The sequence below is a fragment of the Streptomyces sp. NPDC048671 genome (assembly GCF_055587045.1).
The window spans coordinates 155,414-173,690 of the sequence record NZ_JBVJHB010000010.1; the positions used below are offsets into that span (position 1 = coordinate 155,414).

Here is an 18,277-nt window from a genome sequence, read left to right on the forward strand (position 1 = left end):
TTGCGGAGGTGCCGTCCTGGCGGGCACGTCGCTTGGCGTCGGGTTCCCCCCGGATGGCGGTACCCTCCCCTTGTACGATGATCTTCGGGACGGGGAAAAACGCACGTGAAGACGGCTGCGCGGGGCATCGCTGGTGGGTTCATGGCCGCAGGACTGTTTGTCAACGCCCCAGTGGTATCCGCCGGAAGCAACCCACCGGCCGCCCAGTCTGCGATCGTCGCGCCGGTCGCACCGCCGCACTCTGCGGCTGGCTTCGAGCGTACGGGTGACACCAAAGTTCAGGCCAAATGCATCATGCTGGGCATGACATCAGACGCTCCTTCCTCATCCGTGGCCGTTTAAAGCCTTGAAGTAACCCCGGCCTGAACGAACCTCAGCCTGACTGCGGGAAGCAGGGCTGGGGCCGTTGCGGGGGCTCGACGAAACCCCAGGTCACGTGACACGTGACCTGGGGTTCTCTGATGCTCGGAGCATGGCGCGTCAGATGGCTGGGGTGCCGTGGGGGGCTTACGCGAGCGATGAGTGAGCGGAGCCGCTCAGTGGTCCACTCCTTGGGCGACCCCTGGGGCGACTACCTTGCGGCGCCGGCCGCGCACGGCTGCGGACAGGATCGCGGCGGCGATTCCGCCGAAGGCCCAGGCGCCGAGGATCCACAGGGCGCCGGTGGTGGCGTTGCCGTCGAAGTACACGGTATTGCGCACCACGGTCGTGCCGGCGCCGGGCGGCAGCCCCTGGCCGATCGCGCGCCAGAACGGCGGCAGCAACGATGCGGGATACACCCCGCCCGAGCTGGGATTGCCGAGGATGGTGAAGATGAGGATGGTGAGGCCCAGGCCGACCGTCCCGGCCAACGACTGCAGGGCCACGCCCACGGCCCCGGAGGCGAACACCACCAGCGTACCGATGCCGACGAGCTCCCAGAAGGAGCCCGGCAGGCAGTGCAGCACGGGTCCGACGATGATCGCGCCTCCGATACCGGAGATGAAGGCGTAGGGCACCATCGCCGCCAGGCGCACGAGAATGCGGCGGAGTGTGGGGCGCTTGGAACCGGCCGCCATATTCAGGGCCGACGCGGCGAGGTAGCCGCCGATCGTCCAGCTGAGGACCAGGTAGAAGGACGAGAGCCCTCGCGAGTCGCCCGCCGCGGGCGGACGGATGTCACGCACGACGATGTCGCGGCCCTGGGTCCGTTCGACCGCCTGCACCACCTTCGTGGCGGCGTCTGCTGCCGAAGGCCCACCCGCCGAGGCGACCAGCAAGGTGTCCGTACGCCCGGCCGCGTCGACGACGAGGGCCGCGTCCGTGCGCCGGTCGAGAAGGCGGGACCGGGCCTGGGTCCGGTCGGCGACGGAGCTGACGAGCAACGGGTCGCCCGGCAGCGCGTTGAGCCGGGCCACCAGGTCCCTCTCCATGGCCTCCGGTGCGACCACCACGATCGGGACCCGGTGAGGTTTCGGGGCGTGGAAGGCCCCCATATAGGAGAGGGCGAAGCCCAGTTGGAGCAGGAGCACCCCGACCATGACGAGCACGGCCCTGGTCGAGATCGCATCGCGCAACTCTGCCCAAGCGCCGCCTCTGTCCGCTGCTGACCGATCCACCGCATTCGACACATGAACTCCCGCACTCAGCCGTTGTTGCTCGGTTCAAACCGCAACCACCACATCCTCGGCCGCCCCCGGTGCCAGACAGGGAGACCACGCCTCCCCCGGGCGCCCCCTCCCCCGTTCGGCTGAATGCCGTCGGCGGATTGACGGCCAGGGCCGTGCTTGCCCGCCACCGGGTCGTGCAGCCTGACTGACTGATTGACTGCCTGGACTGCGTGGTGGCGGCCGTTGCCGCGTTGCCGGCAGTCGCGGGCCACCGCATCGCTGGGCGGAAGCAGAGCCAGGAAGGGAGGCGTCATGGTTGGCGCGCATTCCATCGAGCCGGGAGCCGTGGGGAGGTCCGTGCCAGAGCGTGTCTGGTACACCTCGTACGGGTCGAACATGCATCTCGACCGGCTTGCCTCTTACATCAAGGGTGGCCGGCCACCCGGCGCCGGCAGGGCGTATCCGGGGTGCAGGGACCAGCGCATGCCCAGCCGATCCGTTCCGGTGGAACTGAGGGGCGCGCTCTATTTCGCCACGGAGTCGCCCGTCTGGGGCGGCGGGCGAGCCTTCTATGACCCGGAACGAGACGGGCGGGTCTATGCCCGCGCCCACCTTGTTTCGGCGTCGCAGTTCGCGGACATCGCCGCTCAGGAGATGTACAAGAGCCCCGGCGAAGACCTCGATCTCAGTGCAGTGCTCACGTCAGGCGTCGCACAGCTGGGGAACGGGCGGTACGAGACGCTGGTGTGCGCCGGACAGCTGGACGGGCTGCCGGTCCTCACCTTCACCGCGCCCTGGCATGCCGACGAAGTGACCTTGGTACCTCCCTCTCGGGCGTACGTGCAGGTCCTCGCATCCGGCTTGCTTGAGGCGGGGAAGTGGGATGTGGGCACCGTGGCGGCCTACGTCGCCTCGTCGCGGGGGGCCGCCGGCCACTGGTCGGAACAGGCGATCCGGGACCTGATCACGATGTGACCCGCAGCTCGGTCGGCCTGAGCGGTGATGTCGGTCGGGCCGTCCGTGGGCCGTCAGAGGGCCGTTCAGCCGTTCATCCGAATCCGCTTCGCGGCGTCCGGGTCCGATGGGTGCGGATCGAGGAATACGTCCGGAACGCTTCCCCACTCGGAGCAGTCGGTATCCCTGCTCGGGCGGTTGTCGGGCGGGTCCGTGACACCGGTGCGTGACACCGGTGCGTGACACCGGTCCGCCAGCTCGGTGACCGCGGAGATCCTGCCGGTCGCCGCACGCTATACGGGAGTCACCGGCGGTTCCCGCCGGGTGTACCTTGCGCGGATCTCGGCCGTGATCGCTTCGGATTCGGCGACGGCTTCGAGGGAGCGGACAAGCTGGAGCCGGGCGGCCGAGCGGTGTTCGGTGTCGGCGATCCCGGACAGATTGGCCTCCGCGATCAGCGCCGCGGTGTCCAGGGCCGCACGGGCGGAGGACGCGGCAACGGCGAGGTCCGCGACGACATCCGCTCTGGCTACGGCGATGAGCCCGCGGGCGAGCCGAATCACTTCGGCCGCGGTTCGCGCGGTGCGCAGCGGTACTTCGGTCGCGGCGGTCAGCGCCGCCTGGACGGCCGCGGCGCGTGCTCGTGTGCCCGAGGCGGTGGTTCCGGGCAACCGGTGTGCGGCGAGTACGGCGCCGAAGGCGGCCGCGTCGTCCGCTGCCAGGCCGAGGGCGGTGCTCCGCAGGTCCTCGGCGGCCGCCTGTGCGGCGACCAGGTCGGATGCGTGGGCCGCGCACTTCGGATGGCCGATGCTGAGGTTGCAGACCATGGAGATCAGGGCGGCGCCCACCGCGGTATTCATCGCCGCGGCCGCCCCTGCTCCCGGCGGGAACGACGCGGAGGCCAGAGCGTCGAGCCATCCGCCAACGGTTTCGTCTCGCACGCAAGTCTCCCTCGGCAAGGACGGTGTGTCTCGGCCGGGCGACGATGACGGGCATCGGGACGCAGATGGCCGGATATCGGCGCTCGTGACGAGGATGTCAACAACGGGCACACTGTGCGTAATATCCACCGATACGCCTGGGTATTCATGCGGTTCATGACGACACCGGACATCGACTCGCTCCTGAAGCGCATCGGCTGCCCCCGGCCGCTCCGGCCGGACACTCCCGCGCTGCGCGGACTGTACCGGGCGTGGCAGCGCCACGTTCCCTACGAGAACATCGACACCCAACTGGGCCGCCCCATCACGCTGGAAGCCGGCGATCTCATCGGCAAGTTCGGACGCCGGCGCCGTGGCGGCCAGTGCTTCGAGGCCAACGCCGCCTTCGCCCTGCTGCTGCGCGACATCGGTTTCGAGGCGATGCTCGTCGACGGAGCAGCGGACCGCGAGACCTACGGCGACGAGCGATGGGGCGGGCACAACGTGCTGCTCGTACGGAGCCAGGACGACACCTGGCTGGTGGACGTCGGCCTGGCCGACCCGTTCCTCGATCCGCTTCCTTTGCGCGAGGGCCGTTATGCGCGCGGTGAGTTCGAGTACGCGTTGGAACGGCTGGGCGGGGGAGTGTGGCGGGCGCATCATCACCCCGCCGCCCTGCTGTCCTCCGTCGACTTCCGTACCTCCGCCCGCCAGTTCTCGCAGTACGTCGCACGAGCCAACAGCCAGCGCGGGCAGTTGATGGTGCACCTGCACAAGGACGGCTACAAGCAGGCCCTGCGCTCCCGCACCGTGCGACGTGTCACTCGCACGGGCGGCACCCACATACACACGTTGACCAGCGTCGAGGAGTTCGCCCGGACACTCGCCGAGGTGTTCGGCGTGCCACTGGACGATCTCGGAACCAGCGGCCTTCACGCCCTGTGGGACATCACCGGCGAACAGCACGCGCGATGGCTGAGCAACCGGATCAGGGCCCGTTCATAGGGACCGGTTCAGCCCCGCCCCGCCAGCCGGTCCGCGATCTTCGCGATCGGGTCCGTGTCCGCGCGGGGTGAGGTGAGTTCGCGGCGGTCGGCGGCGCGGTAGGCGGCGTACATGCCGTGGACGCCGAGCCAGCGCAGGGGTTCCGGTTCCCAGCGGCGGACCTTGTGGCCGACCCAGGGCAGCGTGGTCAGCTCGGTGGGGCCGCACTGGCCGGAGTCCTGTTGGATCAGGTCGCGCAGGGTGCGGGCGGCGAGGTTGGTGGTGGCGACGCCGGAGCCGACGTAGCCGCCCGCCCAGCCCAGGCCGGTGGAGCGGTCCAGGGTGACGGTGGCGCACCAGTCGCGGGGGACGGCCAGGACGCCGGACCAGGCGTGGGCGATTCGGGTGCCCGCGGTGGTGGGGAAGAGGCTGACGAGCAGGTCGCGCAGGGCCTCGATGGTGGCGGGCTGGGTGCGGCCGTCGTTGTCGGTGGCCGAGCCGTAGCGGTAGGGGATGCCGCGGCCGCCCAGGGCGATGCGGTCGTCGGCGGTGCGCTGGGCGTACAGGTAGGCGTGGGCCATGTCGCCGAGGGTTTCGCGGCCGTTCCAGCCGATGGTGTCCCAGAGGGATTCGGGGAGGGGCTCGGTGACGATCATGGAGGAGTTCATCGGGAGCCAGGTGCGCTTCTGGCCCTTGATGCCCGCCGTGAAGCCCTCGGTGCAGCGCAGTACGTAGGGGGCGCGGACCGTGCCGTACGGGGTGATGGCGTGTTTGGGCCTGATCTCGGTGACGGGGGTCGACTCGTGGATCGTGACGCCGAGGGCCTCCACGACGTCGGCGAGGCCCTTGACGAGTTTGGCGGGGTGCAGGCGGGCGCCGTGCGGGGTCCAGGTGGAGCCGACGGCTCCGGTGACGCGGACGCGTTCGGCGGTCTCGCGGGCGCCGTGCAGGGTGCGGTCGGTCTCGCCGAAGGCGATCTCGACGGAGTGGAAGTCCTTCAGGCGGGCGAGCTGGGCCGGGGTGCGGGCGACTTCGAGGACGCCGCCCCGGTGGATGTCGGCGTCGATCTTCTCCTCGTCGGCGACGCGGATGACCTCGGCGACGGTGTCGTTCATCGACTGCTGGAGGCGGACGGCCGCCTCGTGGCCGTGGAGCTTCGCGTAGCGGTCGCGGCCCGCGATGCCGTTGTAGAGCCAGCCGCCGTTGCGTCCGGAGGCGCCGTAGCCGCAGAACTTGGCTTCCAGGACGGTGATGTTGAGGAAGGGGACGGCCTTCTTGAGGTAGTACGCCGTCCAGAGTCCGGTGTATCCGCCGCCGACGATGCAGACGTCGGCGGTGGCGTCGCCGGGCAGGGGCTCGCGGGGGATGGGGGTTCCCTGGTCCGCGTACCAGAAGGATATGCCGCCGTTGACTGTGCTGACGGTGCTCATGTTGCCCCTGCTGTCCGTGTGACTGGCCGGCTGTCCGGCCGGCTGTGGAGTGCGGTGTTCTGCTCGGCTGGACGTTACTGGGCAGGGGGCGGTTTCGTCTCGCGGCGGAGGGGGCGGAGGGGGCGGAGGGGGCGGAGGGGGCGGAGGGGGCGGAGGGGGCGACGGTGACGGCGACCGTGGCGGCGGCGGGTCAGGGGGTAGCAGGCGAGGCCGATGAGCGCGGCGGTGATGTGGCCGATGTCGGTGAAGGTGGGGCCGGTGATGAGGGGGACGCCGTAGACGACGAGGACGGCGAAGAGGTACACGTACCGCCAGGGGCGCTGGACGTAGTAGGTGAGGACGGCGACGACGCCGGCCAGCGCGTAACTGACGCCGACGTCCAGGGTGTTGGCGGCGCTCTCGGGTGCGTGTCCGTGCCGGATGGCCCAGGCCAGGACGCCTTCGCTGACGAGGGTGGCCAGGATGTGGGCGGCGGCGACGACGACGAGCCAGCGCAGCGTGCCGAGACGGCGTTCGGCGGGGGCGTGGAAGACGGTGTAGAGGACGGCGTAGGGGACCCACTCGCCGCCGTCGATCCAGAACGCGCTGCTGATCAGGACGCGTACGGGGTTCTGGGACAGTTCGTGGATGTTGGTGGAGCGCTGGCGGAGGAAGTCCTCCTCGAAGTCCGGTGACATCTGGTGGACGATGACGGTGGTGACGAAGAGGGCCGCCAGCCAGACGTAGGTGCCGGGGGCGCTGCGGATCCATGAGCCGACGCCGCGGAGCCACGTGACGGGTACGGAGCGGGGCCGCGTGGGCGGGGCGGGGTGGCTCGGGGTCATAGCCGATTGACGCACGCTCCTACGATCGGGGGCGTGATTGACATTCCGGATGCGCTGATCGCCACTCAGTCCAAGTACAACGGTGAGGCCGGGCGGGCCTTTCTCGCGGCGCTGCCGGGGATGGCGGCGGAGTTCCTGGAGCGGTGGGGGCTGCGCCGGGACGGCGAGGCGTTGTACGGGGTGTGCGCGCTGGTGCTTCCGGTGGTGCGGCGGGCGGACGGGCGCCGTGCCGCGTTGAAGTTGCAGCTGGTGGACGCGGAGACGGTGGGGGAGCCGCTCGCGCTGCGGGTGTGGGGCGAGGCGTCGGCGGGTGCGGTGCGGTTGCTGGACGACGACCCGGCGACGGGCACGATGCTGCTGGAGCGGCTGGACGGGCACCGTCCGCTGTCGGGTACGCCCGATGTGCGGGAAGCGGTGCGGGTCGTCGCGGAGTTGCTGGCGGGGCTGACCGCGGTGCGGGCGCCGGCGGGGTGCGGTTTGCGGGGGCTGGGCGAGGCGGCGGCGCGGATGCTGGCGGCGGCGCCGGGGGCGGCGGGGCTGCTGGTGGACGAGGGGGAGCGGCGGCTGCTGGCGGACTGCGCCGCGGCGGTGCGGGAGGTGGCGGGTGAGCCGGGGGACCGGTTGCTGCACTGGGACCTGCACTTCGGCAATGTGCTGGCCGGGGGTGACGGTGGGGACGGGCGGGGCGGGCGCGTGGGCCGGGAGGCGGGATGGGTGGCGATCGATCCGAAGCCGCTGGCCGGTGATCCGGGGTTCGAGCTGCTTCCGGCGCTGGCGGACCGGTTCGACGTGGACACGGTGGGGTGGCGGTTCGATCTGCTGACGGAGGCGCTGGATCTTGACCGGGGGCGGGCGCGGGCGTGGACGCTGGGGCGGGTGCTGCAGAACGCGTGCTGGGGCGCCGAGGACGGTGCGCTGCGGCTGGCGCCGGAGCAGGCCGCGATCGCGCGGTGGCTGCTGGGCCGGGGGTAGGACGCGATTGCGCGGTGGCTGCTGGGCCGGGGATAGGCCGCGGTACGGCGCTGCTTACGCTGCCCTCATGATTCGTACCGCTACCGCTGCCGATGTCCCTGCCATTCACGCGATGATCCGTGAACTGGCCGATTACGAGAAGGTGCTGCACGAGGCGAAAGCCACCGAGGAGCAGTTGCATGAGGCGCTGTTCGGTGAGCGGCCTGCCGCGTTCGCGCACATCGCCGAGTCCGACGAGGACGGTGAGGTGGTGGGCTTCGCGTTGTGGTTCCTGAACTTCTCCACCTGGCGTGGGGTGAACGGTATCTATCTGGAGGACCTGTACGTGCGCCCGGAGCGGCGTGGCGGCGGGCACGGGAAGGCGTTGCTGGGGGAGCTGGCGCGGATCTGTGCGGAGCGCGGCTATGAGCGGCTGGAGTGGTCGGTACTGAACTGGAACGCTCCGTCGATCGCGTTCTACGAGGCGCTGGGTGCGCGGCCGCAGGACGAGTGGACGGTGTACCGGCTGACGGACGGGGCGCTGGCGGAGCTGGGCGGCGGGATTTCGTAGGCCGGGCCGTGCGTGGTGGGCTCCCCGGGGCGTCGGTCTCGGTGGCCCCACCCCCTGACCTCAGGTGCGCTTGAGGTCAAGCGGTGTGCTGCTGGCCACGGTGCGGTTCTCGGTGGCCTTGAGGGCGAGGAGGGCCGCTTCGATGCCGCTGTTGAAGGAGACCTCGCTGAGCAGGCCGGGGGCGGCGACCTGGTCGCCCGCGAGGTAGACGCCGTTGCCGCGGTCGATGGCGGGCCGGTCGCGCCAGGTGGTGCCGGGGTGGTCGACGGCGCCGGTGCGGCCGGTGGCGAGGGCGTCGCGGCGCCATACGGTGCGCTCGCGCCAGCCGGGGTAGCCGAGGTCGAGGAGTTCTTCGGCGCGGGCGGTTCCGGTGGCCCGGGATTCGTCGGGGGCGATGGGGAACTGTCCCTGGAGGAGCTGTTCCCCGTGCGGGGCGAGGGTGCGGTCCTGGGCGGTGAACCGTTCGATCCAGCCGGGGGCGTCCAGGTCGGACACGGCGAACGCGTCGCCGCGGCGGGTGCGCAGGGCGAGGTCGACGAGGGCGGTGCGGCCGGAGGCCCAGGTGAGGGCGGGGTCGCCGAGGAGGGTGCGGGCGGCGTCGAGGGAGGTGGCGACGACGACCGGGCCGGTGCGGGCGAGGGTGTCGAGGGCGGCGGTGTCGATCCGGCTCGCGGTCTCGATGCGGACGCTGAGGTTCCAGGCGCGGGACGCCATCCGGTCGATGATCCGGTCCCAGCCGCCGATGGGGTAGCGGGCCTCGGGCGGCAGTGCGCCGGCGCGGTGCAGCCGTTCCTGGACGAAGGCGGCGGAGAGGCTGCCGGGGTCGTGGTGGAAGAGGGCGACGGCGGTGTAGTTCGCGGCGATGCGGGCGCCCTCCGCGCCGATCCGTGCGGTGGCCCAGGTGCGGAAGTCGGTGTCGGCGGGGGCCTGCGCGGCGCTGCGGCGGCTGAGCCGGAGCAGGGCGAGGGGCGGGGTGCGGCGCAGGGCGGAGCGGTGGCGGAAGCGGAGCCGGGTGGCTTCGAGGGGCGGGACGGCGGTGGTGGGGCCGAGGAGGTCGCGCCGGTCGAGCCAGCTCCAGTGGGGGCCGCGGCGGTAGAGGGCGTGCGGTCCCTCGTTGGTGCGGTACGGGCCTTCGGCGGTCCTGGCGCGTCCGCCGAGGGTGTGGTGGGCCTCGTGGACGGTCACCAGGGCGCCGGATTCGGCTGCGGTGATGGCTGCGGTGAATCCGGCGAGGCCGCCGCCGATGATGTGGATGCGCTGCATGGTCCCGGTCTCCTTCGCTGAAGGTGCCTTTGGGTACATGACGGGCGGCGGGGGGCCGGGTGTGACATCGGCGGTGGGGCGTTGTCAGTGGTGTGCGTCACGATGGGGGGATGGTGCGCAGCAGCGGTAGTGGTCAGGGCAGCGGCAGGAGCAGGGCCGGCAAGGACGGTGTCGCGGCGGCGCGGCGTCCGGAGGTGCGGCTGCCGCCGCTTGAGCCGTACGGCGGCGGGGGGCTGGAGCCGGACGGGGATTACGACGGGGTCCGCTTCGACGCGGTGGATCTGGCGGACGAGTCGGGTCCGGGCGCCCGGTTCATGGACTGCGCGCTGGATGGCTGCGCTCTGGACCGTACGGAGCTGGTCAGGGCCCGTTTCATCGATTCCGTGCTGACGGGGGTACGGGGGGTGGGCACGGATCTCGCCGGGGCGTCGCTGCGGGACGTGGAGATCGTGGACGCGCGCCTGGGCGGGGTGCAGATGCATGGTGCGGTGCTGGAGCGGGTGCTCGTGCGGGGCGGGAAGATCGACTACCTGAATCTGCGGAAGGCGCGGCTGAAGGATGTGGTGTTCGAGGGCTGTGTGCTGTCCGAGCCGGATTTCGGGGGCGCGACGCTGGACCGGGTGGAGTTCCGGGACTGTGTGCTGAAGCGGGCCGATTTCAGTGCGGTGCGGATGGAGTCGGTGGATCTGCGGACGGTCGCGGAGCTGGACATCGCGCGCGGGGTGGAGCGGCTGGCGGGTGCGGTGATCAGCCCGTCGCAGCTGATGGAGCTGGCTCCGGCGTTCGCGGCGCAGATCGGGGTGCGGGTGGAGGCGTGAGGGGCGGGTCCCCCCTGGCTTCCGGGCCCGCTCAGAGGCGGGGGAAGCGGGCCTGGAGGTCCCAGATCGCCGGGTTGTCGGCGAGGCCTTCGTGCATGTCGGCGAGGTCGGCGATCAGGTCGTGCAGGAAGTCACGGGCCTCGCGGCGCAGCACGGAGTGGTTGAAGGTGAGCGGTGCTTCCTCCGCGGGCATCCAGTCGGCCTCGACGTCGACCCAGCCGAAGCGGCGCTCGAAGAGCATCCGGTCGGACGACTCGGTGAAGTCGAGTTCGGCGAACTGGCGGCGGTGCGAGCGGTTGCCGCGGGGGTCGCGGTCGATCTGCTCGACGATGTCGCACAGGGCCCAGGCGAAGTCGAGTACCGGCACCCATCCCCAGGCTGTGGATACTTCGCGGTCCTCCTTGGTGTCCGCGAGGTAGACGTCCCCGGAGAACAGATCGTGTCGCAGGGCGTGGACGTCCGCTCGGCGGTAGTCGGTCTGCGGGGGATCGGGGAAGCGTCGGGAGAGGGAGTAGCCGATGTCGAGCACGCTTCGATGGTGTCATGCCCGGCGTGTCGCTCCCGCACCAGCGGGATCGGAGCCGGTGCGGCGCCGATACGGAGCCCGGCGGCGAGCCGGGCCTCGGGGCGAGACGTGGCCGTCAGCCGAACAGTTCTCGGATCTCCCAGGAGTGACCCGGCGGGTGCTCCGTGTACAGCGTGCACACTTCTTGTCGCACGGGGTCGATGGTGGGGTCCGTCATCCCGCACGCGGGGGCGGCGACGTAGGTCATGTGGTCCGCGTCCCAGCGCACCCACACCTCGAAGGCGCCGCGCCCCATGTCTCCCAGCTGGTCGGCGTGATCACCGGGGTGCCCCTCGACCAGTTCGCAGGCAAGCGGTTCGCAGAGTTCGGGGTCGCGCTGCTGCCCGTACGCGCGCACGGTCTCGGACCAGGGCGTGCGGGCCACGGCGTCACACCGGTGCACGGTCTTGGTCACGGTGTACCCGCCGGCAGGTCGTACGGCAGCTCGGCGGGCAGGTCGCCCGCCCGGTGCCGCTGAGGAGCGAGCGCGTATATGAACCGGGGGAAGCGGGTCCGCAACCGGATCTCCGCAGCTCCCAAGGCGAGGACGAGCCGAACGGGTAAACGGGTCGTGGCTCTCACAGCACCTCACCCCTGCTCCGGGCATTGCACCGCGCGTTCTGTGCGCGCAGCCGCTCTATGGGGTCCGCGAGGCGTACGTGCTCGGGTTCGGCTTCCCATTCCTGCCCGCCGCATACCGGCCGCAGTGCCCAGTACGGGCCGGCGACCCCTCGGAACTCTCCGACACGGTCCTTGCGACCGGTGTCAACCATGAGCGTGCCGGGGGCGGGAATGGGGGCGGGTTCCTGTCCGTCCTGGGGGACATCCTGCACAGCCACCATCGCTCCTCTCCGTAGTGCTTCCGCTACTCGGAGCGCCCAGCGTGGACTGCGCTGGCAGCACCTTCAACCTTCGTGAGACCGAATGATGGAGAGGTAACGGGTGGCCAATCGCAAGGAGTTGGATCCGTCGGCGAGTCCCCGCGCCGCCTTCGGGGAACGTCTGCGCAGACTGCGCGAGGAACGCGGGTGGACACAGGACGACTTGGCTGCACGTACGGGATACTCCGCGTCGCATATTTCAGGCGTGGAAACCGGCTCCCGAACTCCAACTTCCGCGTTCACTGAAAGTGCTGACCGAGCCCTCGGGACAGGTGAAGCGCTGACCCGGCAGGGCGCGGCAACGCGCGACAGCGCGATACTCAACGGCTTCCCTGAGTTCGTCGTGCAGGAGGGGCAGGCCACAGAGATCCGGCTGTTCGAAATGGGCCTTGTGCCAGGTCTGTTTCAGACTCCGGCATACGCCGCTGCCGTCACCACGGGTGCGGTGCGACGAGGCGCGATCACCGAAGTGCAGGCAGAGGAACGCCTTGCGCTGCTTGACCGGCGTCAGCAGTCACTCGCCCGTACTCCGCCCCCGCAGGTGTATGCCGTGCTCGATGAAAGCTGCATCCGGCAGCACGTGGGCGGGCCCGGAGTCATGGCGGAGCAACTGGATCATCTCGCGATGATCGCTGACAGGCCGAACGTGGTCGTGCAGGTGGCCCCGTTCCGACTCGGTGAACGCCGCTCGCTGAACAAGCCGGTGACCCTGGTCACCATGGTGGACAGGTCGCACCTGGCCTACGCGGAGTCCGCGCACTCGGGCCAGTTGGAACGTGACATGCGGTTCGTCGGGCCCCTGTTGACGTCCTACCATCAACTACAGGTCGAAGCGCTATCGCAGGCTGACTCCGTGGCCATGGTCAGCCAGGTATGAAAGGGCCCCTCGTGACAACCGATTCTTTCCACTGGTTCAAGTCCTCCTACAGCTCCGATGGCGGTCAGTGCGTGGAGGTGGCTACCAACCTCGCCCCCGCGCGCGGCGTGGTCCCCGTCCGTGACTCCAAGGATCTGTGCGGCCCGGCTCTGGGTTTCGCCGCCGGCGCGTTCGCGTCGTTCGTGGCGGGCGTCAAGGCGGGCGAGTTCGGCACCGTCTGACTGCTCGGTCGGCGTACACCGGCCCCGCACGCCTCGCATTGACGAAAGCCCTGCCGTGTCCCCGAGTCGGGAGGCGTGGCGGGGCTTTCGCCGCACTGCCCGGATGCCGATCCTGTCGCGCTTTCCGCAGCTCACGGCCGGGGCTCAAGCGTCGAGATCCGAGCGCTCTTTCAGCGGAATGGGTGGAGGGATTGGATGCCCACCCACCCTCCCTGCCTTGAGGGTTGACTTTTCGCGATCGACTTGCCACGGACGGTAGTCGGGCTCTAGCGTCAGCCGGGACACGACGGCCCCCGTCGGTGCAGAAACACCTAACGGGGGCCTGACCACTTCGATCGTAAAGGGCGATCTCATGGCTGTCGGCCAGCTTAGTGCTGCCCCTGTTTCCATGCTTGAGCACCCGATGGCCAATCCCGGGTACGGCAAGCGTTCGGCGCCGGGCCAACGTCCCCGTACTGCCTCGGACTTCGTTCATCTGCTTCCCCGTGACGCTGCCGTCGCCGCGTACATCGACGGGCTGTGCGACGGCGCCGACATCTCCGTGAAGACCCTGGCCAAGGCGCTCCCGTACGGACAGTGCGCCCTGCGGACCACGCTGAACCGCCTCCAGGAAGCGGGCCACCTGCGCCGGGGCAGTGAGTGCATCGCGACCGAGGAGGTGCTGCTCTGGGTCACACGGACGTTCTTCTCCCGCACCTGGCGCGACGACGACTGGTGGGATGCCTTCACCCGAGGCGACGTACCACCGCAGCAACCCCAACGCCCCACCCGCTCACGCTCATTCATCCTGCTCGCCGCCCTCGGCCGCACCACCCCCACACTCAGCCTGTCCCAGGCGGACTGCCTCGCACTGGAACCCCAGGTCAGCGAATGGTTCGAACGCGGCGCCACCGAACCGGAACTCCTGCACGCCCTGACCGAGGGCCTGCCGACACCCGTCCACCACGCCGCCGCACTCCTCCGCCGACGCCTGCGCGACAAGCTCCCGCCCGTACGCGAAGCCTCCCCCGCCCACCGCGTCGTCCTGCGGACCCTGGAATGCGGCGAGTGCCGCGCCCCCGGCAGCCCGGAAGCCATGCCGGGCGGCCTCTGCGGCACCTGCCGGAGCAACCCCGACCCCGCCCCCACCGGCCCCGCAGACGCCGTACCCGCCCACGGCGTACGCGCCAGGATGAGCGAGGTACGGGCGGGACTCGTCCCCCGCACGGAGCGCAACCACCGGTGATACGGGACACCTCAGGTCCGGGACACCCCCGGTCCGGACATCCCCGCACTCCGACATTGCGTATATAGGATCATCGCCGTGGACCCACGCTCCCCGGCACGTTTCCCGGCACGCGGCACCGCAAGCACCTCCCGCACGGGCAGGACCGCCGCCCTGCTCCTCGGCCTCGCGCTCCTCGTCCCCGCCTGCACCGGCGGAGGCGGCGTGCACGGCACCCCCGGTGCCTCCGGGGTGCGCGATCCGTACTTCCCCAAGCTCGGCAACGGCGGCTACGACGTCACGCACTACGACCTCACGCTCGACGTCGGCCAGGACGCGAAGACGCTGCGCGGCACCGCCGGGATCACCGCGCGGGCCACCCAGGACCTCAGCTCCTTCAACCTCGACCTGGCCGGGCTGACCGTGGAGTCGGCCACCGTGGAGGGGCGTCCCGCCGCCGTCAACCGGGCGGGCGACGAGCTGACGCTGCGTCCGGACATCAAGGTCCAGGACCGCCTTCGCCGGGGCCGGACCTTCCGCACGGTCGTGCGCTACTCCGGCTCCCCGAAGACGATCACGGACTCGGACGACTCCGAGGAGGGCTGGCTGCCGACCGCCGACGGGGCGGTGGCGCTGGGTGAGCCGACCGGCGCGATGGCCTGGTTCCCGGGGAACAACCACCCGAGCGACAAGGCGACCTACGATCTGGCGGTCACCGTGCCCAAGGGGCTGACGGCGGTCTCCAACGGGGTGCTCGCCGGTCCGCCCAGGACGGCCGGGGACCGCACCACGTTCCGCTGGCACACCGCCGAACCGATGGCGAGCTATCTCGCGACGCTGGCCGTCGGCCGGTTCGAGACGAAGACGTCGACCATGGCGGGCGGCATCACGGTGTTCACCGCGGTGGACCCGGTGTCGGCGAAGGCGAGTGCGCGGACGGTGGCCCGGGTTCCCGAGGTGGTGGAGTGGGAGGCCGCGCACTTCGGCCCGTACCCGTTCTCCGCCACGGGCGCGATCGTCGAGCGCAAGGGGGACGCCGGGTACGCGCTGGAGACGCAGAACCGGCCGTTCTTCCACGGGCCGCCGACCATCGGGCTGCTCGTCCACGAGATGGCGCACCAGTGGTTCGGTGACTCGGTCACGCCCGCGAGCTGGCAGGACATGTGGCTCAACGAGGGTCTGGCGACCTACGCGGAGTGGCTGTGGGAGGAGGAGAAGGAGGACACCCCGGCCCAGGACTCGTTCGACGACGCCTACGAGAACGACAACAACTGGGCCTTCCCGCCCGCCGATCCGCCGACCGCCGCCAACATCTCGGACCCGCCGGTGTACGGGCGCGGGGCCATGGTGGTCCACAAGATCCGCGGGGTGGTGGACGACGACGAGCGGTTCTTCGCGCTGCTCAAGGGCTGGACGAAGACCCACCGGCACGGCAACGCCACGACGGCGGACTTCACCGCCTACGTGGAGAAGGCGACCGGTCAGGACCTGACGGATCTCTGGAAGGCCTGGCTGTACGGCGGGAGCCGGCCCGCCGCGGACGGCTGACCGGCTCCCGGAGCAACGCGTGGGGTGTTACTTCACGTTGACACCGCTCCAGGCGGCGTCGACCTGGGCCAGCTCGGCGCTGTCCGCCCCGTACAGGTCGGTCGCCGCCTTCTCGGTCGCCGTGCGGGCGTCCGCGTAGTCGGTGGACGAGGTCATGTACTCGGAGAGGGCCTTGTACCAGATCTGGATGGCCTTGTCCCGGCCGATGCCGGTGACGGTGGAGCCGTCGGAGGTCGGGGAGTCGTAGTCGACGCCGTTGATGGTCTTCGCGCCGCTGCCCTCGGCCAGCAGGTAGAAGAAGTGGTTGGCGACGCCGGACGAGTAGTGCACGTCCAGGCCACCGACGCTGCTGTCCCAGTAGTCGGCCGAGCCGCCGTCCTTGCTGGGCTCGTCCATGTAGCGCAGCGGGCTGCCGTCGCCGTTGATGTCGATCTTCTCGCCGATGAGGTAGTCGCCGACGTCGGTGGCGTTGTCGGCGAAGAACTCCACCGCGGTGCCGAAGATGTCGCTGGTCGCCTCGTTGAGGCCGCCGGACTCACCGACGTAGTCGAGGTTGGCGGTCGACGCGGTCAGCCCGTGGCTCATCTCGTGGCCGGCGACGTCGAGGCCGGTGAGGGCGCTCTTGTTGTCGGCGCCGTCGCCGTACGTCATGCAGAAGCAGCTGTCGTCCCAGAACGCGTTGACGTACGCGTCGCCGTAGTGGACCCGGGAGTACGCGGCCTTGCCGTCGCCCGCGATGCCGTCGCGGCCGAGCGCCGACTTGTAGAAGTCCCAGGTCTGCGCGGCGCCGTAGTGGGCGTCGACCGCGGCGGTCTGGCGGTCGTTGCCGGTGCCGTCGCCCCAGGTGTTGTCGTCGTCGGTGACCAGGTCGCCCTTGCCGCTCTCGCCCTGGTTCAGGTCGTACGTCGTGTGGCCGCCGCGGTCGCCGTCGGTCAGCTCGAAGCCGGAGCCGGAGGCGGTGGTGGACAGGTCGACCTTGCCGCTGTACTGGCTGTTGCCGATGCCGGCCGTCTCGATGGCCTCGTAGCTGTGCAGCGTCTTGCCGGTGGTGGCGTCCGTGATGATGTGGCGGCGGCTCGGCGTGCCGTCCTTCTGCACTCCGGTCTTCACGGACTCGAGGGCGAGGACGGGCTTGCCGCTGCCCGCCCAGATCACCTTGCGGGCACTCGCCACCGTCTTGATCTTCGCCGTCGTGGACGGCACGGATATCTTGGCGCTGGTCGCCTTGGTGACGCTCTTGAGCTTGCCGTTGCTCGCGGTGTGGGTGACGAGGTCGCCGCCGATGACGGGCAGTCCGGCGTAGGTGCGCTCGTAGCGGGTGTGGACCGTGCCCTTGGCGTCCTTGATCACGTCACGGACGATCAGCTTCTCCTTGCCGCCGAGCTTGAGCGAGGCGGCGGTCGAGGAGACGTCAGTCTGGGCCGACTTGATGGCCGCCGTGCGCGCCGAGGCGCTGCTGAAGGCGGGCGAGGAGGCGCTGGGAGAGGCGGAGGAACCGTCGTTGGGGGCGGCCGGCCTGGCGTTCGCCGTACCGGTCTGCACTCCGACGACGACCATCGCGGCCACGGCGGCCAGGGCTGCGGCGCGACGGGTGTTCATGTGGGGGGTCATGGGTTCTCCGTTGCTCGTTCCGTGGGGGGTTACGAGCGGAGAGCGTGCCACCGAATGAGCGAAATTGACGGTGTACTAACAATTACCTCACATTTCTTTGACCAGTTCTTGTCCGACTGGGATGCGTCTGTGTCCGCTATCCGGCGGACTTCCGTCACTTGCGCAACACCGCGTGTCGTTCGCCCCATTGAGGGCGATCGATGGTACGTGGACACGCGGGAGCCCCCGGCCGCAGGACGTTCGGCCGGGGGCTCCGGTGAAGCGGGTGAAGCGGAAGGACGAGAGCGTCAGAGAGTGACGCCGAAGTCCTGGGCGATGCCGCGCAGGCCGGAGGCGTAACCCTGGCCGACGGCACGGAACTTCCACTCGGCGCCGTTGCGGTACAGCTCGCCGAAGACCATCGCGGTCTCGGTGGCGGCGTCCTCGCTCAGGTCGTAGCGGGCGATCTCGGCGCCGCCGGCCTGGTTGAGGATGCGGATGTAGGCGTTGCGCACCTGGCCGAAGTTCTGGCTGCGGGTCTCGGCGTCGTAGATCGACACCGGGAAGACGATCTTGTCGATGTCGGCCGGCAGGCCTGCCAGGTTGACGTTGATCTGCTCGTCGTCGCCCTCGCCCTCGCCCGTGACGTTGTCACCGGTGTGCACGATGGTCTGGTCCGGCGTCGCCTTGTTGTTGAAGAAGACGAAGTGACCGTCGGAGAAGACCTTCCCGGCGGTGTTGACCGCGATCGCGGAGGCGTCGAGGTCGAAGTCCGTGCCGGTGGTGGTCCGGACGTCCCAGCCGAGGCCGACCGTGACGGCGGTGAGGCCGGGGGCCTCCTTGGTGAGGGAGACGTTGCCGCCCTTGGACAGGCTTACTGCCATGGGAAGTCCCTTTCATCTGTCGTGTGCGGGCTCCGTGTCGTCACGAAGCTACCGTCACACTCCATAACGCAGGCAGGGGACCGGGAGGTTCCTTCCGTCTTTGCTTTCTTTACCGAACTGGCCCGAACTGGCGGCCGTCGCTGCCGGGGCGTGGCCGGAGGGCGCCGCTGAAGAACTGAAGGGCGGCGCTAAAGAAGGTGACG

Annotated in this window: 19 protein-coding genes; 9 read left to right on the forward strand and 10 right to left on the reverse strand. The window is 70.2% G+C overall.

All coding sequences use genetic code 11. The features are described 5' to 3' along the window. Window positions 1–536: 536 nt before the first annotated feature. A complete protein-coding gene (locus ACZ6S6_RS21615; protein ID WP_469706616.1) occupies window positions 537–1,556 on the reverse strand; it encodes an ABC transporter permease in 1,020 nt (339 codons plus the stop codon). 516 nt (window positions 1,557–2,072) lie between these two features. Between ACZ6S6_RS21615 and ACZ6S6_RS21620 the strand changes: the two genes are divergently transcribed. Further along, window positions 2,073–2,564: a histone deacetylase gene (locus ACZ6S6_RS21620; RefSeq protein ID WP_469706617.1), complete on the forward strand. Its 492-nt coding sequence runs from the start codon at window positions 2,073–2,075 to the stop codon at window positions 2,562–2,564. A gap of 272 nt (window positions 2,565–2,836) precedes the next feature. On the opposite strand, the gene ACZ6S6_RS21625 is transcribed toward ACZ6S6_RS21620, so the two are convergent. Continuing rightward, window positions 2,837–3,484 carry a cyclodeaminase/cyclohydrolase family protein gene (locus tag ACZ6S6_RS21625; protein ID WP_469706618.1) on the reverse strand — a complete coding sequence of 216 codons (648 nt, stop codon included), beginning with the start codon at window positions 3,482–3,484 and terminating at the stop codon, window positions 2,837–2,839. A 156-nt stretch (window positions 3,485–3,640) separates the two neighbouring features. Between ACZ6S6_RS21625 and ACZ6S6_RS21630 the strand changes: the two genes are divergently transcribed. Beyond that, complete coding sequence (locus ACZ6S6_RS21630; protein WP_469706619.1) at window positions 3,641–4,468, forward strand: arylamine N-acetyltransferase family protein; 828 nt, start codon at window positions 3,641–3,643, stop codon at window positions 4,466–4,468. A gap of 8 nt (window positions 4,469–4,476) precedes the next feature. On the opposite strand, the gene ACZ6S6_RS21635 is transcribed toward ACZ6S6_RS21630, so the two are convergent. Further along, a complete protein-coding gene (locus ACZ6S6_RS21635; RefSeq protein WP_469706620.1) occupies window positions 4,477–5,877 on the reverse strand; it encodes an NAD(P)/FAD-dependent oxidoreductase in 1,401 nt (466 codons plus the stop codon). Between the two features lie 74 nt (window positions 5,878–5,951). Next, window positions 5,952–6,701 carry a rhomboid-like protein gene (locus ACZ6S6_RS21640; protein ID WP_469706621.1) on the reverse strand — a complete coding sequence of 250 codons (750 nt, stop codon included), beginning with the start codon at window positions 6,699–6,701 and terminating at the stop codon, window positions 5,952–5,954. Between the two features lie 33 nt (window positions 6,702–6,734). On the opposite strand from ACZ6S6_RS21640, the gene ACZ6S6_RS21645 reads away from it, so the two are divergent. Together ACZ6S6_RS21645 and ACZ6S6_RS21650 are read left to right on the forward strand one after the other, a co-directional pair. Next, the gene (locus tag ACZ6S6_RS21645) at window positions 6,735–7,673 is read left to right on the forward strand and encodes an aminoglycoside phosphotransferase family protein (protein ID WP_469706622.1); all 939 of its coding nucleotides are present in this window, start codon (window positions 6,735–6,737) and stop codon (window positions 7,671–7,673) included. A gap of 67 nt (window positions 7,674–7,740) precedes the next feature. Continuing rightward, on the forward strand, window positions 7,741–8,223 hold the full coding sequence (locus ACZ6S6_RS21650; RefSeq protein ID WP_362959499.1) for a GNAT family N-acetyltransferase: 483 nt from the start codon (window positions 7,741–7,743) through the stop codon (window positions 8,221–8,223). Between the two features lie 60 nt (window positions 8,224–8,283). On the opposite strand, the gene ACZ6S6_RS21655 is transcribed toward ACZ6S6_RS21650, so the two are convergent. After that, window positions 8,284–9,486: an NAD(P)-binding protein gene (locus ACZ6S6_RS21655; RefSeq protein ID WP_469706623.1), complete on the reverse strand. Its 1,203-nt coding sequence runs from the start codon at window positions 9,484–9,486 to the stop codon at window positions 8,284–8,286. Window positions 9,487–9,596: 110 nt separating this feature from the next. Between ACZ6S6_RS21655 and ACZ6S6_RS21660 the strand changes: the two genes are divergently transcribed. Next, window positions 9,597–10,304, forward strand: coding sequence for a pentapeptide repeat-containing protein (locus ACZ6S6_RS21660; RefSeq protein ID WP_362959494.1), 708 nt, complete (start codon window positions 9,597–9,599; stop codon window positions 10,302–10,304). A 31-nt stretch (window positions 10,305–10,335) separates the two neighbouring features. Here the strand turns inward: ACZ6S6_RS21660 and ACZ6S6_RS21665 are convergent, their stop codons facing one another. The 3 genes from ACZ6S6_RS21665 to ACZ6S6_RS21675 form a co-directional block, all read right to left on the reverse strand. Further along, entirely contained in the window at window positions 10,336–10,833 is a 498-nt protein-coding gene (locus tag ACZ6S6_RS21665) for a hypothetical protein (protein WP_362959492.1), read from the reverse strand. Window positions 10,834–10,945: 112 nt separating this feature from the next. Further along, window positions 10,946–11,284: a hypothetical protein gene (locus tag ACZ6S6_RS21670; RefSeq protein ID WP_469706624.1), complete on the reverse strand. Its 339-nt coding sequence runs from the start codon at window positions 11,282–11,284 to the stop codon at window positions 10,946–10,948. Window positions 11,285–11,447: 163 nt separating this feature from the next. After that, entirely contained in the window at window positions 11,448–11,711 is a 264-nt protein-coding gene (locus ACZ6S6_RS21675) for a hypothetical protein (RefSeq protein WP_469706625.1), read from the reverse strand. A 100-nt stretch (window positions 11,712–11,811) separates the two neighbouring features. Here ACZ6S6_RS21675 and ACZ6S6_RS21680 point away from each other — a divergent pair, with 100 nt between their 5' ends. The 4 genes from ACZ6S6_RS21680 to ACZ6S6_RS21695 all read left to right on the forward strand — a co-directional run bounded on the left by ACZ6S6_RS21680 (window position 11,812) and on the right by ACZ6S6_RS21695 (window position 15,600). After that, complete coding sequence (locus ACZ6S6_RS21680; protein WP_469706626.1) at window positions 11,812–12,627, forward strand: helix-turn-helix domain-containing protein; 816 nt, start codon at window positions 11,812–11,814, stop codon at window positions 12,625–12,627. Window positions 12,628–12,638: 11 nt separating this feature from the next. Beyond that, window positions 12,639–12,848, forward strand: coding sequence for a DUF397 domain-containing protein (locus ACZ6S6_RS21685; RefSeq protein WP_362959482.1), 210 nt, complete (start codon window positions 12,639–12,641; stop codon window positions 12,846–12,848). Between the two features lie 403 nt (window positions 12,849–13,251). Beyond that, window positions 13,252–14,073, forward strand: coding sequence for a hypothetical protein (locus ACZ6S6_RS21690; protein ID WP_469706744.1), 822 nt, complete (start codon window positions 13,252–13,254; stop codon window positions 14,071–14,073). Between the two features lie 78 nt (window positions 14,074–14,151). Further along, entirely contained in the window at window positions 14,152–15,600 is a 1,449-nt protein-coding gene (locus ACZ6S6_RS21695; RefSeq protein WP_469706627.1) for a M1 family metallopeptidase, read from the forward strand. 27 nt (window positions 15,601–15,627) lie between these two features. Here ACZ6S6_RS21695 and ACZ6S6_RS21700 read toward each other — a convergent pair whose 3' ends face one another. Further along, window positions 15,628–17,211 (reverse strand): M4 family metallopeptidase, encoded by a 1,584-nt coding sequence (locus ACZ6S6_RS21700; protein ID WP_362965467.1) that lies wholly within the window; start codon window positions 17,209–17,211, stop codon window positions 15,628–15,630. Between the two features lie 287 nt (window positions 17,212–17,498). Continuing rightward, the gene (locus ACZ6S6_RS21705; RefSeq protein WP_207318258.1) at window positions 17,499–18,074 is read right to left on the reverse strand and encodes a TerD family protein; all 576 of its coding nucleotides are present in this window, start codon (window positions 18,072–18,074) and stop codon (window positions 17,499–17,501) included. Window positions 18,075–18,277: the final 203 nt, after the last annotated feature.

Bases quoted from the DNA above. Each gene is read 5' to 3' on its own strand.
- ACZ6S6_RS21620 (WP_469706617.1), top strand. From the start codon at position 2,073: ATGCCCAGCCGATCCGTTCCGGTGGAACTGAGGGGCGCGCTCTATTTC.
- ACZ6S6_RS21630 (WP_469706619.1), top strand. From the start codon at position 3,641: ATGACGACACCGGACATCGACTCGCTCCTGAAGCGCATCGGCTGCCCC.
- ACZ6S6_RS21635 (WP_469706620.1), bottom strand. From the start codon at position 5,877: ATGAGCACCGTCAGCACAGTCAACGGCGGCATATCCTTCTGGTACGCG.
- ACZ6S6_RS21640 (WP_469706621.1), bottom strand. From the start codon at position 6,701: ATGACCCCGAGCCACCCCGCCCCGCCCACGCGGCCCCGCTCCGTACCC.
- ACZ6S6_RS21650 (WP_362959499.1), top strand. From the start codon at position 7,741: ATGATTCGTACCGCTACCGCTGCCGATGTCCCTGCCATTCACGCGATG.
- ACZ6S6_RS21655 (WP_469706623.1), bottom strand. From the start codon at position 9,486: ATGCAGCGCATCCACATCATCGGCGGCGGCCTCGCCGGATTCACCGCA.
- ACZ6S6_RS21660 (WP_362959494.1), top strand. From the start codon at position 9,597: ATGGTGCGCAGCAGCGGTAGTGGTCAGGGCAGCGGCAGGAGCAGGGCC.
- ACZ6S6_RS21675 (WP_469706625.1), bottom strand. From the start codon at position 11,711: ATGGTGGCTGTGCAGGATGTCCCCCAGGACGGACAGGAACCCGCCCCC.
- ACZ6S6_RS21690 (WP_469706744.1), top strand. From the start codon at position 13,252: ATGGCCAATCCCGGGTACGGCAAGCGTTCGGCGCCGGGCCAACGTCCC.
- ACZ6S6_RS21700 (WP_362965467.1), bottom strand. From the start codon at position 17,211: ATGACCCCCCACATGAACACCCGTCGCGCCGCAGCCCTGGCCGCCGTG.
- ACZ6S6_RS21705 (WP_207318258.1), bottom strand. From the start codon at position 18,074: ATGGCAGTAAGCCTGTCCAAGGGCGGCAACGTCTCCCTCACCAAGGAG.